Below are 15,094 nucleotides of genomic sequence, written 5' to 3'. Positions count from 1 at the left end.
GGCTGAACCATGTCCAAAACCACCCGCGCGACACAAGTGCTGACCCAAGCCAAAGTCGCCTTCACGGTTCACGCCTATGACTACGATCCCAATGCCGAACGGGTCGGGATGCAGGCGGCGGAAGCTTTGGGAGAGGAGCCGCATCGGGTGTTGAAGACGCTGATGGCGGAGGTGGATGGCAAGCCGGTTTGCGTCGTCGTGCCCTCAGACCATGAGGTCAGCATGAAGAAGCTTGCCGCCGCTTTCGGCGGAAAATCGGCGAATATGATGAAACCCGCCGATGCCGAGCGGCTGACGGGCTATCATGTCGGCGGCATTAGTCCTTTCGGCCAGAAGAAGATCGTACCGACGGCGATCGAAGCGCAAGCGATGACCGAAGTCTACGTCTATATCAACGGCGGCCAGCGCGGCCTTCAGGTGCGGCTCAGCCCACAAGATGCGCTCAGGGTTCTGAAGGCCAGTGCCTCGCCGCTGATTGCCTGATCATTCGTTTCGGCAGACAAACCGCCTTCATTTTCGCCGCAAACCGGTCTAAGTCTGAGGACCGTTTTCCGATATCACGCACGCAGGTTTTACCATGACGTCAGCCTCCAACCATCATCCCGTCGATACCGCCAAGCTGGAAAAGCTTGCCGAAGTGGCCGTGAAGGTCGGGTTGCAGCTACAGGCTGGCCAGGATCTGCTGATCACCGGGCCGGTCGCAGCGATGCCGCTGGTGCGGCTGATCACGCGCGAGGCCTATAAGGCCGGTGCAGGGCTCGTTTCCACCTTTTACTCGGACGAGGAAACCACGCTCGCCCGCTACGAATACGGCCATGACGAGAGCTTCGATCGCGCGGCGAGCTGGCTCTATGAAGGTATGGGCAAGGCCTTCGCCAACAATACCGCGCGGCTCGCCATTTCCGGTGACAATCCGATGCTACTCTCCGGCCAGGACCCGGCCAAGGTGGCGCGTGCCAACCGCGCCAACTCGGTCGCCTACAAGCCGGCACTGGAGAAGATTTCCAATTTCGACATCAACTGGAACATCGTCTCCTACCCCAACCCCTCCTGGGCCAAGCTGGTTTTCCCGGACGACCCGGAAGCAATCGCCGTCGCCAAGCTTGCCAAGGCGATCTTCTCGGCTTCGCGCGTCGATGTCGAAGACCCGGTCGCGGCCTGGGCCGAGCACAATGCCAACCTGCGCAAGCGGTCGGAATGGATGAACGGCCAACGCTTCGCCACGCTGCATTTCCAGGGGCCGGGCACCGATCTGAAGGTCGGCCTTGCCGATGGCCATGAGTGGCATGGCGGCGCTTCGACGGCCAAGAACGGCATCACCTGCAACCCCAACATCCCGACGGAAGAAGTCTTCACCACGCCGCATGCGCTGCGCGTCGAAGGCCATGTCTCCTCGACCAAGCCGCTGTCGCACCAGGGCACGCTGATCGACAATATCCAGGTTCGCTTCGAAGGCGGCCGCATTGTCGAGGCCAAAGCGACGCGCGGCGAGGAAGTGCTGAACAAGGTGCTCGACACCGACGAAGGCGCACGCCGGCTCGGCGAAGTGGCGCTGGTGCCGCATTCCTCGCCGATCTCGGCCAGCGGCATCCTGTTCTACAATACGCTGTTCGATGAAAACGCCTCATGCCACATCGCGCTCGGCCAGTGCTACTCCAAGTGCTTCGTTGACGGCGCGACGCTCAGCCAGGAGCAGATCACGGCGCAGGGCGGCAATTCAAGCCTGATCCACATCGACTGGATGATCGGCTCCGACAAGGTCGACATCGACGGCATCAAGCCAGACGGCTCCAGCGTGCCGGTCATGCGCAAGGGCGAATGGGCATAGACGGGGACAGAGCTACAGGGCGGCCAACGCCGCCCTGACACGAGCAAGATGGGCCAGACGCCCGGCTTCGCTGACGCGGTCCATGTCGTGCAGGGTCAGCATTCGGAAATCCAATCGCTTGGCGCAGAAGGCGGCAATGCCGCGCTTCAGCAGGCGGCGCACCGGGTTGCCCATATAGAGATGGACGATCCACCAGGGCGAACCGGTTGTCGTCAGCGCCCAAAACAGGCGGATATTGGTGAGTTTCGGCACGATGCGGCCACCGGCAGAATCGTGGGTGAAGGCGATGCCGGGCGCGAAGGCGCGATCGAAGAAGCCCTTGAGAATGGCCGGAAAATTGAACCACCATTGCGGAAAGACCAGTATCAGCCCATCTGCCGCCTGTAGCCTCGCGACGATATCCGCGACGCCAGAGGTATCGTAGGGCTGGTCGAAATAACCACGCCGCTCCGCCTCGGACAGGCGCGGATCGAAGCGTTCGCGATAGAGATCGAGCAGATCGACCTGATGCCCACCGGCGACAAGCGTCTCCTTTGCCATTTTCGCCACCGCTGCGGCAAAACTATCTTCCAGCGGATGGGCAAGCACCAACAGGATACGCATCAGAACAGGCTACCCTGCTTCGACGGATCGACGGGACCAGCCGGTTTCGCGACGCGTTTTTTTTGAGGCGGTTCCGTAGGTGTCAGCGCTATGGGGTTATCGCCGGTAACCGCGCCAACACGGCCATCGGCGAATTCGATCGAGATGGCCGCACCCGTGGCCAGCGCTGCAGCCAGCGAAACCGGCCGGTCGGCCTCGTCGCGCACGACGGCATAGCCGCGCTTCAGCACGTTCTTGTAGGACAGCGATTGCATCACGCGCTCCTGCGCCGCCAACTCACCACGCGCCCGCACGAGCTGATGGCGGATCGCCGTATCCGTGCGGCGGGAAAGATTGCTCAGGAGATCGCGGGCGCGGCCGGTCTGTGCCTCCAGTCGCGAGGGCAGCGTCGCAAAAACGGCGTCGGCGCGGCCGATGCGGGCGCGAGCGCGGTCGATCATCCGCTCAATGGTGCGCTCGGCGCGGGTCATCCGCTCGCTCAGCATCTGCCGCCGCTCGACGATGCGGTTCGACAGGACGTCGGGCCGCAGATGCGAGGCGGCGCGTTCGAAGGTGCGGCGCTTGTTCAGCGTATTCAACTCAAGCCCGCGACCGAGGCCGGAAGCCGCCTCGTCGAAGCGGCGGCGCGGCAAGGCCAGAAGCTGGTCGAGCGACGGAAGCGCGCGCAGCAGGGCGCGCACGGACTGCCGCCGCTGATCCATCTGCCGGCTCACCCCTCCCTGCAGGCGAGCGGCAAAGCTTGCGAGCTGCGCTTCCAGATCGGCCTTGACCGGCACGGCCATTTCGGCGGCCCCCGTCGGCGTCGGCGCACGCACATCGGCGGCATGGTCAATCAGCGTCCAGTCGGTCTCGTGGCCGACGGCGGAGATCAGCGGGATTTCGCTCGTAGCGGCGGCGCGCACCACCGCCTCGTCGTTGAAGCTCCAGAGATCCTCGAGGCTACCGCCGCCACGGGCGACGATCAGCACATCCGGACGCGGCAACGGCCCGCCGGGCGCAAATTCGTTGAAACCACGGATGGCGTTCGCCACCTCGTCACCGGAGCCCTCCCCCTGCACTTTTACCGGCCAGACCAGCACATGCACGGGAAAACGATCAGAGATGCGGTGCAGGATATCGCGGATGACCGCGCCAGTCGGCGAGGTGACAACACCAATCACCTTGGGCATGAACGGGAGCCGGCGCTTGCGCTCGGCATCGAACAGGCCCTCGGCGCCAAGCTTGCGCTTGCGCTCCTCGAGCAGCGCCATCAGCGCGCCGGCGCCGGCAGGCTCCAGCGTTTCGATGACGATCTGATATTTCGAGGAGCCGGGGAAGGTCGTCACCTTGCCGGTGGCGATGATTTCCATTCCCTCCTCGGGGCGGAATTTCAGCTTGGAAAATGTGCCTTTCCAGATCACCGCATCGATGCGGGCGCGGTCATCCTTCAGCGAAAAATAGGCGTGACCGGAGGAATGCGGCCCGCGATAGCCGGAGATTTCACCGCGCACGCGCACCTGATCGAAGGCACTCTCGACGGTGCGCTTGATCGACCCCGACAATTCCGAGACGGAATATTCCGCAAGATTCGACGGCGAATCATTCTCAAAGAAGCTGCTCATACGGTCTTTTATCCGAAGTTTCCGAGAAAACGGAGATTCAAAGTGCTGCCTTGCCCTTTGTGCATGCAAGAGGATGCAAGGAACAGCAATGCTTCATCAAACGTTAACCCTGTCTACAAAGCCTTTCTTAGCCATCCCCGTGCAATTCTGTGCAAACTTGTTTTTGGTAAAGAGGAGGTGGAGCGATGATATTCGTAACCGCCACGATCATTGGAATTGCCGCCGGCCTGCAACGCTCGGCGATCGTCTCGATCCTGGGCGCCGCCCTGGTGAGCATCGCCTTCATGGCGGCCGTCGCCATCTCGATGGTTCCGCCGCCGTTGACGACATTGTTCATCGCCCTCGGCGGCTACAATCTTGGCTTCATTGGTTATCTCATCACGCTCGACGTGCTGGAGCAGCACCGCCGGGCTTGAGCAGCACGCTCAGTCCAGCGGCTTGAACCAGAAGAACCGCACATCCGATTTCGACGCCGTCGGGATCGGCTCCAGGTAGGCGGGCACCTGACCCTTACCAAGTTGAGCGTAGAGCCCCTCCGGCTTCAGTTCCGCAACTTCCTGCACTTGCGGATCCCCAGGGCAAAAGGCAAGCAGCGTCACATGGGCGCCACGCAGGAAGGCTTCCGCCTCCTTCGGCTCAGCAAGTCCGATATGCAGTTCGGTCAGCATACCGTCGGGATCGCGATGATAGGGACCGGAGAGCGTGCGATGCGGCGTGAAGCGTAGCAGGGGTGAACCCATGTTGGACGGCGCGGAAACAAGGCCGGGCTCAAGGCCGGCAATCGGCGCGAAGGCCTGCCTCGAATAGCAGTCTCCCGTCTCGTCCGCATTGGCAGCGAAACTGTTTGAGATCCCATTCTTGGCGAGCGTGCCGCCGACGGCCCAGACGGCGGGGACGGAGAGCAACGTGGCGACAATATAGAGCAAGGCCGCGCGGACATTCTTCGTATCGGCGGCGGAGATGCGGCGAAGCTCCGCCAGTAGGATTGCAAGCGGCGGGATGGCGAGCAGATTGGAAAACTCGGCGCCACGCACCTGCACCAGAGCGATGATCCAGTTGACGGCAACCAACGCCATTAGTACAGCATGCAGCCGGGCACGCTCGCCACGCAGCATGCGAACGATGCAGAGGATGATCGCCAGCAGGCCCGTGGCGTAGAAGGCGCCGAGTGTTTCCGGTTCACGTTGCGCCAGCGCGACAATCGACTGCGCCTCGGTGACCTTGCTCAGCCACAGTTGCACCAGCATCGGGTCGAGATCGGCAAGCGGATTGCGCAGGCATTGTGGTGCGATCACCAGGGTTGTTGCGAAGACGGCCGCGCCGTTGGCCGCCAGCACCACCAGGCGCCATGGCCGCGACAGGCGGCTGGCAAACAGCGCCGACAGCAGCAGGGCGGCGCCCCCGACGCTAGTGATGCCATAGAAGCCAAGCGAAAGGTTGTCGCAGGTCACCGTGGAATAAAGATGCGGCGGCACCAGCGCGAAGAAGGCGGCGCTGACAGCGATCGTCAGTGTCAGGGCGAAGGCCCGGGCGGCAGGCGCGAAGATCTCACCGTTCCAGGCCCAGAGGCCCGCGACCGCCATGCAGGCGACGGCGACGAACGGCGTCGTCTCCGCGCCGATGCCGAGCGCGATGGCCAGCGCAATGGCGGCAATGGCGAAATTGCGCGGACGATAGGTTTCATCGGCGAGCATGGCGACGGAGAGCGCTACCAGGCCGAGCTGCACATTGTCATGATCGATCGAGCCGGGCATGAAGCGGCGCGACGTCAGCACGAAGAGCGTCGTCAGGATCAGCGAAAAATGCATGCCCTCGACGCCGGCGATCCGGCGGCCGGCAAGGCCCATGAAAAACATCAGCGGCAACACCAGCATCAGCGGCCAGACGGTGAGCGCCGCCGCCTCAGCACTTTCCGGCGCGAGAAACAGCCGGAAGAAGGCAATCAGGCTGGCGATCGGCAGATCGATGAAGCGCGACCAGTGCATCAGCGTGCCGCCAGCAAGGCCGAGGCGGTACTGCATCATGTCAAACCAGCCCTGGCCGCCGAGGAAATCGCGCACCTCGACAAGTCGCATGATGTCGTCATTGTCGGGGCCGACATAGTCCGTGGCATGGCGATTGAAGATCAGCAGCACGACGATCGTGGCAAGGCCGTAGAGCAGCGAAACGAGCCCCAGCCGCGACCAGCGCGACCGCGCCTCCGTCTTTGCCACCGTGGCTACTCCACGCGATACTGCCAGCGTCTGCGCCATCTCGATAAAACCCCGTATTCGAAGGACATGCGGGGCGCCACGCTAACCGCTGGCAATCAAGAAAGCGTAAAGCGGGATCATGCCGCAGCCGATATCACGATAATGTTTCCGCGGAAGCGGCAAACCGCCATTTTTCGTCCGCAGCCCTAGGGTCTTATTAACACGCAACGGGATAGGCTCTCGTCCATTAGGCCCCAAGTGAAAGTCATGCGTAGGAACTGGCCAGAGACCATGTGGAACGAGAAGCTGAATATCGCCGTCCTTCTGCCCTGCTACAATGAAGCCGCCACGATCGGCGACGTCGTCCGCGGCTTTCGTCAGGCTCTGCCGCAGGCCGACATTTACGTCTACGACAACAATTCCACCGACAGCACGGCGTTGCATGCCATGCTTGCGGGTGCGACCGTGGTGCGCGAGCGCCGCCAGGGCAAGGGGCATGTGGTGCGCCGCATGTTCGCCGATATCGACGCCGACATCTATCTCATGGCCGACGGCGACGGCACCTATGCACCTGACGACGCGGAGGAACTGATCCGCACACTTCTGACGGAAGGCTCCGACATGGTCGTCGGCACCCGTCGCGGCGTCCATGACGATGCCGGTCGGCAGGGCCATGCCTTCGGCAACCGTATCTTCAACTGGCTTTACCGCACGATCTTCGGCCCCGATTTCACCGACATCTTCTCCGGCTACCGCGCCTTCTCCCGCCGCTTCGTCAAGAGCTTCCCGGCCGTATCAGGCGGTTTCGAGATCGAGACGGAAATGTCGGTGCATGCCTCGCGGCTGAAGCTGCCGGTCAGCGAGCTGGAGCTCGATTACGGCCGCCGGCCGGAAGGCTCGCATTCCAAGCTTTCGACCTTCCGCGACGGCTGGAAGATCCTCTGGATGTTCGCGATGCTGATGAAGGAAACGCGACCCTTCGCCTTCTTTGGAATTCTGGGTGCCATCTCGATGGAGTTGAGCATCGGCTTCTCGATTCCGGTGCTCTTCGAATATTTCGAAACCGGCATGGTCTTGCGCATGCCGACCTGGGTGCTCTCCATGGCGCTGATGATGATTTCCTTCATGCTGTTCACGGCCGGTTTGATCCTCGATTCCGTCGCGCGTGCCCGTGCAGAACAGCTTCGCATTCACTATATGAGCCTGGCCAAGCCGGCATCTCGCCAGATGGGTGAGGAGCGAACGGCCTATATGACGGAACACGAGAAGCCGGCAAGCCGGAGGAAAAGGGCCAAGGCTGCATGAAGAAGCTTCTTCGCTTCCTGATCGCCGGCGGCGTTGGCTTCGTGGTCGATGCGGGCGTGCTGCATTTGCTGCTTTGGTACACGCCCTACGGCCCTTTTATCGGCCGAGCGGTGTCCATACCGAGCGCGCTGCTCGCCACATGGTTCCTCAACCGCAATTTCACCTTCGGCCGTTCCGGCCGCTCGCTGGCGGCCGAAGGCTTCCGCTATGGTTCGGTCGGCCTGACCTCAGCATTGCTGAACTATGCCCTGTTCAGCTCGCTGCTGGTCACCGCGCCGAGCTTGCGCCCGATCATAGCGCTGATCCTGGCGTCAGCGGCGGCGACGGCTTTCAGCTTCTTCGGCTATTCGCGCTTCGTCTTCCGCCACCGCCAAAATCCCTAGGAAAGCTGCTCAGACAGGCTCCCAGCCGTCCTTTTCGCTGGCGCGATAGATGGCATCGATGACCTTCTGGTTGAGCTTCGAACTTTCGAGCGACACGACTTCGGCCTCCTTGCCAAGAGCGGCGGATGCGAAGGCTTCCGCCTCGCGCCTGTATTGGCGGCTGTCGGGGAAGCGGAAGATCTGCGATTCCGTGTGGCTGCGATTGGTCAGTTCAAGCTCTTCTGCGCCGTAGCGATCGGCATTGAAGGGCGACTTCACCTCGATGAAACCTTCCGTGCCATGGAAGACCATGACCTGGCGGTTGGCCATCTGCGTCGAGATATAGAAGCTCATATCGAAATCGCCGAAATCAGCCTTGACGCTGGAATAGATGTCCGTGCCGAATTCCGGATCGCGCTCGGTGACTGCCTGGATGCGCAGCGGTTCACGGCCGGTGACGAAGCGGGCTGATATCGTCGGATAGACGCCGATATCGGGCAAGCCGCCGCCGCCGAGCGCGGGGATGTTGCGCATATTGCCGGCATCGCGGTTAAAATAGGTGAAGGCGCCCTGGATGTGGCGCAGGCGGCCGATGGCGCCATCGGCCAGAAGCGAGCGCACCTTCCGCCAGACCGGCGCATAGGTGACCATGTAGGCTTCGCTCACCAGCACCTTGTTGCGGTCGCGGGCGGCGATCAGGCTATCGATCTCCTCGGCCTTCAGCGCGATCGGCTTTTCGCAGAGCACATGCTTGCCGGCATCCGCCGCCTTGATCGTCCACTCGACATGCTGCGCCGTCGGCAGCGGAATATAGACGGCATCGATCTTATCGGAGGCGAGCATCTCTTCGTAGGAGCCGAAGGCATGCGGGACGGAGAAGCGATCCGCCATCTGCCGGGCACGAGCGAGATCGCGGCTGGCAACCGCCGTCACAACGCAATTTTCCGCATCCTGAATGGCAGGCACGACTAGATCGCGGCCGATCTTCGCTGTCGACAAGATTCCGAAACGCAACATGATTTTCCTCCTGGAGCGTGATCCCGAAGCGACGGTCCGCAGGGCGTCAAACGCGGCGCGGTTTTCGGCTGGGATCCTCATGACATTGATGGACGAAGCGAAACGAGGCAGGCGTTACCGCTTGGATGAAACCGAGACTGACCTTATTCGGCCGTTGCTGATGGTGCAACGGTTTGGAGCGACGCGGCGCCAAAAACATACGGCGGGCCGGAGAAGATGGATGGCTGGATTTGTCCTAATTTTGTCCAGCGCTTGGCTTTCATGGCTATCTATTGGAGCTTAGTTTCGGTTATCCTTCAAATACAGGAGATACGAAAATGTCCCATACCGACACTGCCCTGCTGGTTATCGATGTCCAGGAATCCTTTCGCCAGCGTCCCTATTGGCAAACGGACAATCTGCCTGTCTTCACCAATCGTCTGCAGGCGCTGATCGACGGAGCGAAGGCCAAGGGCATTCCGGTCGTGCAGATCTTCCATGTCGATGGCGACGAACATTTCAGCTTGAAGAGCGGCTATGTCCGCACGCTCGAAGAGATCATGCTCGAAGCCGACGCCGTCTTCCATAAGCCCCGCCATTCCGCGCTCGTCGGCTCCGGCCTCGATGTCTGGTTGGTGGAAAACGGCATCCGCAAGCTGATCGTTTCCGGCATCCGCACCGAGCAATGCTGCGAGACGACGACACGCCATGCCTCCGATCTCGGCTATGCCGTCGATTACGTCACCGAGGCGACGCTGACCTTCCCGATGACGCATGCGTCGGGCACGGTTTTCAGCGTCGAAGACATCAAGAAGCGAACCGAGCTGGTACTTGCCGACCGCTTCGCCCGCATCGCAACGGTCGAAGAGGCGCTTGCCGCGACGGCGCTCAGGAGTGCTGCATGAGCCAAGGCGACAGACACCTCCATCGTCGCATCATTCCGGTCTATGTCGTCCTGCCGCCCTACACGCTGCTTATGGATGTCGCCGGACCGATGGAGGTTCTGCGCTGCGCCAATGTCGAACAGGAGGACGTCCTGTTCGACTATCGCTTCATCGCCGCCCGGCCGACGCAGACGACATCGATCGGACTGCTGCTTGCCGAACTGTCGCCGCTGCCGGATCGCATTCCCGACGGTGCTTATGTCGTCGTCTCCGGCAGCGTCACGGCACCACTGAACGCGGATGACGTCGAGCCGGAGCTCTCGATCCTCGCCGCATGGCTGAAGACGGCCATCCGCCCCGGCATCACGCTCGTCACCATCTGCTCCGGCGCCGTGCTGGCCGCGCGCGCCGGTCTGCTCGAGGGCCATGCCTGCACGACGCATGCGGCCTGCATCGACGAGGTCCGGCAATATGCGCCGACGGCGCGGGTTCTCGACAACCGGCTCTATGTCGAGGATCGCGAGCGCTATTCCAGCGCCGGCATTTCCACCGGCACGGACCTGATGCTGCACATCGCCTCGAAACTCACCTCGCCGATGACGGCGCTGACGATCGCCCGCCACATGGTCGTCTACATGCGCCGCACCGGCGCCGAACCGCAGCTTTCTCCCTGGCTCAGCGGCCGCAACCATGTGCATCCCGCCATCCACCGCGTGCAGGATGCGATCATGGCCGACCCTGCTCACGGCTGGTCGCTCCTGGAACTTGCCCAGATTGGCGCGATGAGCTCTAGGCATATTTCCCGGCTGTTTCAGGAACATGCCGGCCTGTCGGTGACCGCCTATGTCAATCTGATGCGGGTCACGCTTGCCCGCGATGTGCTCACCAACTCGCGGATAGACATGGAGCGCGTGGCGGAAAAATCCGGCTTCGCCTCGCCGCGGCACATGCGGCGCGTCTGGTCGAAATACAACGAACTGCCGCCCAGCCACTACCGGCGATCCGCCGCCGAATAAAGAAATCGTTAGTAGAATTTCCCTAGCCGTGGCGGTAGCCTGCCTTGTCCCTCCCTGCTGGCGCCTCTGACGCCGGCTTCCCGCTCAAGTGATTTGGAGATGTATCATGGACCTGCGCAAGCTTGGACGAACCGATCTTTTGGTCGCCCCCATCGTTTTCGGCGGCAATGTCTTCGGCTGGACAGCCGATGAGAAAACCTCCTTTGCCCTGCTCGACGCCTTCTTCGGTGCGGGCTTCAACACGATCGATACCGCCGACGTCTATTCCCGCTGGGTTCCCGGCAACAAGGGCGGCGATTCTGAGGAGATCATCGGCAAGTGGCTGAAGCAGAGCGGCATCGCTCGCGACAAGGCCATCATCATCACCAAGGTCGGCTCTGACATGGGGCCGGACAAGAAGGGCTTGAAGGCCAATTATATCCCGCAGGCGGTCGAGGCGTCGCTGAAGCGGCTACAGACCGACTATATCGACCTCTATCTGTCGCATTGGCCGGACCCGGAAACGCCGCATGAGGAATCGCTTAGCGCCTATGCCAAGCTGAAGGAACAGGGCAAGATCCGCCATGTCGGCTGCTCCAATCTCAATGTCGAGCAGCTCCAGGCCTCTCTCGATGCCGCCGCCAAGGCCGGTCTGCCGCGCTACGACGTGCTACAGCCGGAATATAACCTCTATACGCGTGACAGCTTCGAAGGGCCGTTGGCCGATCTCTGCGTTCGAGAAGATATCGGCGTCATCACCTACTTCAGCCTCGCCGCCGGCTTCCTCACCGGTAAATACCGCACCAAAGCCGACACAGAAGGCCGGGCGCGTGAAAACCGGGTGGCCGCCTATCTTGACGACAAGGGTCTGCGCATCCTTGCAGCCCTCGACAAGGTTTCCGCGGAAACCGGCAGCAAGCCGGCCGAAGTCGCACTCGCCTGGCTGCTGCGCAAGCGCGGCGTCACCGCCCCGATTGCCAGCGCCACCAGCCTTAGCCAACTTGACGCGCTGATCAATTCGGCCAAGCTCACGCTTTCCAATGAGGCCATGAGCCTGCTCGACAAGGCCGGCGAATAGACAGGACAAACCGATGACCGTGGTCGTGCGTGAAGTCAGACCTGAAGACGAAGCCCGCTGGCACAAGCTCTGGGCTGATTATCTCGCCTTCTACGGCGTCAGCCTCGCGCCCGATATCACCGAGGCGACATGGCGCCGGGTCTTCGATCCGGCGTCCACCATCTTCATGCGCGTTGCGGAAGTCGATGGTGAGGTCAGGGGTTTCGCGCTCTGCCTGACGCATGAGGGTACATGGATCAGAGAGCTGGAATGTTATCTCGAAGACCTGTTCGTCGACGAAAGCGCGCGCGGCCAGGGCGTCGGCCGGGCGCTGCTCGATGACCTCGTTTCGCTTTGCAAAACGAAAGGCTGGGCGCGACTCTATTGGCATACCGAAGAGGGCAACGCCACGGCCCGCAAGCTCTATGACAGCTACATCGAGAGCGATGGGCTCATTCGTTACCGCATCAAGTTCTAAGCTTTGGCAGACCTTCGTAGAGGGCGGAATGATCGCCCTCCCAGTTTGCCATGCCCCTCTTGGTCAGCATACCGCGCGGGCTGACATAGCTCTGGATGGTTCGCATCGGCCGCTCGTGCCACTGGATGTTGAAGGCCCATAATTTGGGGAAGAAGCAGAGCGAGGCATAGGGCAGGTGATCGTGGATCCACCAGGCCAGTTTCCGCCAATCGCCCTCCTCGCGGCAATGGTCGATCAGCCACGGCACGACGACGCAGACGGCGGCGCCCATGCAGCCGTCCAGATCGCGCATGTCCCAGATGTGATGGGCGGCGGTGTGAGGATTGGTTGAGCAGTTCAGCCCGTTCCTGTTGCCGAAGGCGTTGACATCAGGGGCACGATAGCCGGAGCGGATATGAAGGCGGCCGAAAGTGGCTTCCAGCGGCTCCAGCAGTTCCGCGCAAAGCCTGCGGCCGCTCTCGATCGCCAGATCAGGGTCCTCGGGAATATTGGGAATGCGATAGAAATCGGCGATCTCCGAATGCAGGAAATCGCGAAAGAAGAAATTCTTCGACAGCCTGACGCGGCCGAGTTCTTCCAAGCCCTTCATCGACCCCGGCTTTTTCATCCTTTGAAATCCTTGTCCTCGGCTCCTGCGACCAGTTCAGGCATTTTACCCAGAGCCGCCACCCGATTCCGTCAGTAGCGGATCTGCGGTCGCTCTCCTCATGGCCCGGTATATTTGAAGAAATCGATGAAGGCTCTCAGCGCCGGGCGCATCTGGCGTCGGCTGGGATAATAGATGCAGAAGCCGGGATAGGGCGGGCACCAGTCCTCCAGCACGCGGATGAGGCGGCCTTCGGCCAGCTCCTGCGCCACCCTTATGTCGAAGAAATAGGAGAGGCCCGCGCCATTGAGCGCCGCCAGAACCGCAAGCCGGTCCTCGATCACGATCAAGGGGCCGTCGACCGCGACGATCAGCTCACGGCCGTCCTTCTCGAACTCCCAGCGATAAATCGACCCGTCGGTAAAGCGTCGTTTGATGCAGCGATGCTGGGCGAGATCGCGCGGGTGCAGGGGTTTCGGATTGTTCTCGAAATAGGCCGGAGAACCGGCGATGACCGTGCGGATGTCGGGTGATACCTTCACCGCGATCATGTCCCCCTCGATGCTCTCCTCCAGCCGAATGCCGGCGTCGAAGCCTTCCTTGACGATATCGCTGAAACCGTCCTCGTTGGCGATCTCCAGCGTGATGTCAGGATAGGCGTTGAGGAAATCGCCGAGCCGTGGCGCCATCAGCAGATCCGAGGCGAAGCGCGGGGCTGTGATGCGCAAATTGCCCGCCGGGCGACCGCGCATGGCGAGCGTATCCTCCAGCGCGATATCAATTTGCTCCAGAGCTGGCGCCAGTCGCTCCAGCAGTGTCCGGCCCTCCTCGGTCGGCAAGACGCTGCGGGTGGTGCGGGCAAGCAGCCGAACGCCAAGGCTTTCTTCCAGGCTGGAGACCGCATGACTGACGGCGGAGGGCGCGATCGACAACTCCTTGCCGGCGGCACGGAAGCTGCGATGGGCGGCAACAGCGGCGAGAACCGCCAATTGAGAAAGCTGGGTTCTATTCATTGATCTAAATAATAGAACAGCTTGTTGCAATTTGCACGGATTTTTATTCATTATCGAGCGGTCTATCTTCCGCTCGTCTACACGAATGGCCAGCCTGGTCGGCCCGAACACAAAAAAGTTCAAGAGGAATACGACAATGAAAACCCGCAAGCTTGGCAAGGACCTCACCGTTTCCGCCGTCGGTCTCGGCTGCATGGGCATGAGCTTCGCCTATGGCGCTTCCGACGAGAATGAATCGGTCAAGACGCTGCATCATGCCGTCGATCTCGGCGTCAATTTCTTCGATACCGCCGAAACATATGGCCCCTTTACCAATGAGGTGCTGGTCGGCAAGGCACTGAAATCCGTCCGCGACCGTGTCGTCATCGCCACCAAGTTCGGCTTCAAGCTCGATCCGACGAAATCAGGCCTGGCATCGATGGTCGGCATCGACAGCCGGCCGGAGCATGTGAAGGAGGTGGCCGAGGCATCGCTGAAGCGACTCGGCACCGATGTCATCGATTTGTTCTACCAGCACCGCGTCGATCCGAATGTTCCGATCGAAGATACGGTCGGCGCCATGGCGGATCTGGTGAGGGAGGGCAAGGTTCGCGCGCTCGGTCTTTCGGAAGCCGGCGCCGCCACCATCCGCCGCGCCCATGCGGTCCACCCGATCGCCGCGCTGCAGAGCGAATATTCGCTGTGGAGCCGCGACCCGGAAGAAGAGGTGCTTGCCGTCTGCCGCGAACTCGGCATCGGCTTCGTGCCCTATAGCCCGCTTGGCCGCGGCTTCCTGACCGGCGCGATCCGCAAGACAGACGACCTTGCCGCAGACGATTTCCGCCGCAACCTGCCGCGCTTCCAGGGCGAGAATTTCGACGCCAACGCCGTCCTCGTCGCCAAGCTCGAATCCCTCGCCAAGGACAAGGGCGTGACGGCGGCTCAGCTGGCGCTGGCCTGGGTCCTGCATCAGGGTGACGACATCGTGCCGATCCCCGGCGCCCGCAAACTGCACCATCTCGAACAGAACGCGGCAGCCGCCGATATCTCGCTTTCGGCTGGCGAAGTTGAGGCGTTGAGCGATATCATGCCGCTCGAACAGATAGCCGGCAAACGATACACCGCGGCATCGCTGGCGATGACGAATATCTAAGTCTTTCGACATCGACTCCACTCACGCAATGAGGGCATCGGCTTTTGGCCGGTGCCGGTTTT

The 15,094-nt window shown here is 61.7% G+C and carries 16 protein-coding genes; 10 read left to right on the top strand and 6 right to left on the bottom strand.

Annotated elements, in window-relative coordinates; translation table 11 throughout:
• Window positions 1-9 precede the first annotated feature (9 nt).
• Together ybaK and HB780_RS27390 are read left to right on the top strand one after the other, a co-directional pair.
• Complete coding sequence (gene ybaK / locus HB780_RS27395; RefSeq protein ID WP_183690844.1) at window positions 10-483, top strand: Cys-tRNA(Pro) deacylase; 474 nt, start codon at window positions 10-12, stop codon at window positions 481-483.
• A 94-nt stretch (window positions 484-577) separates the two neighbouring features.
• Window positions 578-1,828 (top strand): aminopeptidase, encoded by a 1,251-nt coding sequence (locus HB780_RS27390; RefSeq protein ID WP_183690842.1) that lies wholly within the window; start codon window positions 578-580, stop codon window positions 1,826-1,828.
• A 12-nt stretch (window positions 1,829-1,840) separates the two neighbouring features.
• On the opposite strand, the gene HB780_RS27385 is transcribed toward HB780_RS27390, so the two are convergent.
• Window positions 1,841-2,431 (bottom strand): NAD(P)H-dependent oxidoreductase, encoded by a 591-nt coding sequence (locus tag HB780_RS27385; RefSeq protein ID WP_183690840.1) that lies wholly within the window; start codon window positions 2,429-2,431, stop codon window positions 1,841-1,843.
• On the bottom strand, window positions 2,431-4,032 hold the full coding sequence (gene xseA, locus HB780_RS27380) for an exodeoxyribonuclease VII large subunit (RefSeq protein ID WP_183690838.1): 1,602 nt from the start codon (window positions 4,030-4,032) through the stop codon (window positions 2,431-2,433). Before xseA ends, HB780_RS27385 begins: the two co-directional genes overlap by 1 nt.
• A 185-nt stretch (window positions 4,033-4,217) precedes the next feature.
• Here xseA and HB780_RS27375 point away from each other — a divergent pair, with 185 nt between their 5' ends.
• Window positions 4,218-4,448, top strand: a complete 231-nt coding sequence (locus HB780_RS27375; RefSeq protein WP_183690836.1) for a homogentisate export protein — start codon at window positions 4,218-4,220, stop codon at window positions 4,446-4,448.
• A 9-nt stretch (window positions 4,449-4,457) separates the two neighbouring features.
• Here the strand turns inward: HB780_RS27375 and HB780_RS27370 are convergent, their stop codons facing one another.
• Entirely contained in the window at window positions 4,458-6,284 is a 1,827-nt protein-coding gene (locus tag HB780_RS27370; protein WP_183690834.1) for a hypothetical protein, read from the bottom strand.
• Window positions 6,285-6,515: 231 nt separating this feature from the next.
• Between HB780_RS27370 and HB780_RS27365 the strand changes: the two genes are divergently transcribed.
• Entirely contained in the window at window positions 6,516-7,529 is a 1,014-nt protein-coding gene (locus HB780_RS27365) for a glycosyltransferase (protein WP_183697532.1), read from the top strand.
• Window positions 7,526-7,912 carry a GtrA family protein gene (locus HB780_RS27360; RefSeq protein WP_183690832.1) on the top strand — a complete coding sequence of 129 codons (387 nt, stop codon included), beginning with the start codon at window positions 7,526-7,528 and terminating at the stop codon, window positions 7,910-7,912. The genes HB780_RS27365 and HB780_RS27360 overlap by 4 nt, the downstream gene beginning before the upstream one ends.
• A 9-nt stretch (window positions 7,913-7,921) precedes the next feature.
• Here HB780_RS27360 and HB780_RS27355 read toward each other — a convergent pair whose 3' ends face one another.
• Window positions 7,922-8,908 carry a Gfo/Idh/MocA family protein gene (locus HB780_RS27355; protein WP_183690830.1) on the bottom strand — a complete coding sequence of 329 codons (987 nt, stop codon included), beginning with the start codon at window positions 8,906-8,908 and terminating at the stop codon, window positions 7,922-7,924.
• Window positions 8,909-9,225: 317 nt separating this feature from the next.
• Between HB780_RS27355 and HB780_RS27350 the strand changes: the two genes are divergently transcribed.
• The 4 genes from HB780_RS27350 (at window position 9,226) to HB780_RS27335 (ending at window position 12,301) form a co-directional block, all read left to right on the top strand.
• Window positions 9,226-9,792: a cysteine hydrolase family protein gene (locus tag HB780_RS27350; RefSeq protein ID WP_183690829.1), complete on the top strand. Its 567-nt coding sequence runs from the start codon at window positions 9,226-9,228 to the stop codon at window positions 9,790-9,792.
• The gene (locus tag HB780_RS27345; protein WP_183690827.1) at window positions 9,789-10,787 is read left to right on the top strand and encodes a GlxA family transcriptional regulator; all 999 of its coding nucleotides are present in this window, start codon (window positions 9,789-9,791) and stop codon (window positions 10,785-10,787) included. The genes HB780_RS27350 and HB780_RS27345 overlap by 4 nt, the downstream gene beginning before the upstream one ends.
• Before the next feature lie 106 nt (window positions 10,788-10,893).
• Window positions 10,894-11,844 carry an aldo/keto reductase gene (locus HB780_RS27340; RefSeq protein WP_183690825.1) on the top strand — a complete coding sequence of 317 codons (951 nt, stop codon included), beginning with the start codon at window positions 10,894-10,896 and terminating at the stop codon, window positions 11,842-11,844.
• A gap of 13 nt (window positions 11,845-11,857) precedes the next feature.
• Complete coding sequence (locus HB780_RS27335; protein ID WP_183690823.1) at window positions 11,858-12,301, top strand: GNAT family N-acetyltransferase; 444 nt, start codon at window positions 11,858-11,860, stop codon at window positions 12,299-12,301.
• Here HB780_RS27335 and HB780_RS27330 read toward each other — a convergent pair.
• Both HB780_RS27330 and HB780_RS27325 read right to left on the bottom strand, forming a co-directional pair.
• Window positions 12,291-12,908, bottom strand: a complete 618-nt coding sequence (locus HB780_RS27330) for a hypothetical protein (protein ID WP_183690821.1) — start codon at window positions 12,906-12,908, stop codon at window positions 12,291-12,293. The two genes, HB780_RS27335 and HB780_RS27330, sit on opposite strands and share 11 nt — an antisense overlap.
• A gap of 98 nt (window positions 12,909-13,006) precedes the next feature.
• Window positions 13,007-13,900 (bottom strand): LysR family transcriptional regulator, encoded by an 894-nt coding sequence (locus HB780_RS27325; RefSeq protein ID WP_183690820.1) that lies wholly within the window; start codon window positions 13,898-13,900, stop codon window positions 13,007-13,009.
• Window positions 13,901-14,036: 136 nt separating this feature from the next.
• On the opposite strand from HB780_RS27325, the gene HB780_RS27320 reads away from it, so the two are divergent.
• Window positions 14,037-15,032, top strand: a complete 996-nt coding sequence (locus HB780_RS27320; protein WP_183690818.1) for an aldo/keto reductase — start codon at window positions 14,037-14,039, stop codon at window positions 15,030-15,032.
• Window positions 15,033-15,094: the final 62 nt, after the last annotated feature.

This window comes from Rhizobium lusitanum (genome assembly GCF_014189535.1).
In the GTDB taxonomy this organism is placed as follows: domain Bacteria; phylum Pseudomonadota; class Alphaproteobacteria; order Rhizobiales; family Rhizobiaceae; genus Rhizobium; species Rhizobium lusitanum_C.
Note: the sequence above shows the minus strand (reverse complement) of the source record. Positions and strands in the feature narration are given on the sequence as shown.

Excerpts from the sequence above, each read along its gene's own strand:
- HB780_RS27390 (WP_183690842.1), top strand. The coding sequence starts at position 578 with ATGACGTCAGCCTCCAACCATCATCCCGTCGATACCGCCAAGCTGGAA.
- HB780_RS27325 (WP_183690820.1), bottom strand. The coding sequence starts at position 13,900 with ATGAATAGAACCCAGCTTTCTCAATTGGCGGTTCTCGCCGCTGTTGCC.
- xseA (WP_183690838.1), bottom strand. The coding sequence starts at position 4,032 with ATGAGCAGCTTCTTTGAGAATGATTCGCCGTCGAATCTTGCGGAATAT.
- HB780_RS27385 (WP_183690840.1), bottom strand. The coding sequence starts at position 2,431 with ATGCGTATCCTGTTGGTGCTTGCCCATCCGCTGGAAGATAGTTTTGCC.
- HB780_RS27360 (WP_183690832.1), top strand. The coding sequence starts at position 7,526 with ATGAAGAAGCTTCTTCGCTTCCTGATCGCCGGCGGCGTTGGCTTCGTG.
- HB780_RS27365 (WP_183697532.1), top strand. The coding sequence starts at position 6,516 with ATGTGGAACGAGAAGCTGAATATCGCCGTCCTTCTGCCCTGCTACAAT.
- HB780_RS27370 (WP_183690834.1), bottom strand. The coding sequence starts at position 6,284 with ATGGCGCAGACGCTGGCAGTATCGCGTGGAGTAGCCACGGTGGCAAAG.
- HB780_RS27350 (WP_183690829.1), top strand. The coding sequence starts at position 9,226 with ATGTCCCATACCGACACTGCCCTGCTGGTTATCGATGTCCAGGAATCC.
- HB780_RS27320 (WP_183690818.1), top strand. The coding sequence starts at position 14,037 with ATGAAAACCCGCAAGCTTGGCAAGGACCTCACCGTTTCCGCCGTCGGT.
- HB780_RS27335 (WP_183690823.1), top strand. The coding sequence starts at position 11,858 with ATGACCGTGGTCGTGCGTGAAGTCAGACCTGAAGACGAAGCCCGCTGG.
- ybaK (WP_183690844.1), top strand. The coding sequence starts at position 10 with ATGTCCAAAACCACCCGCGCGACACAAGTGCTGACCCAAGCCAAAGTC.
- HB780_RS27355 (WP_183690830.1), bottom strand. The coding sequence starts at position 8,908 with ATGTTGCGTTTCGGAATCTTGTCGACAGCGAAGATCGGCCGCGATCTA.
- HB780_RS27345 (WP_183690827.1), top strand. The coding sequence starts at position 9,789 with ATGAGCCAAGGCGACAGACACCTCCATCGTCGCATCATTCCGGTCTAT.
- HB780_RS27330 (WP_183690821.1), bottom strand. The coding sequence starts at position 12,908 with ATGAAAAAGCCGGGGTCGATGAAGGGCTTGGAAGAACTCGGCCGCGTC.
- HB780_RS27340 (WP_183690825.1), top strand. The coding sequence starts at position 10,894 with ATGGACCTGCGCAAGCTTGGACGAACCGATCTTTTGGTCGCCCCCATC.
- HB780_RS27375 (WP_183690836.1), top strand. The coding sequence starts at position 4,218 with ATGATATTCGTAACCGCCACGATCATTGGAATTGCCGCCGGCCTGCAA.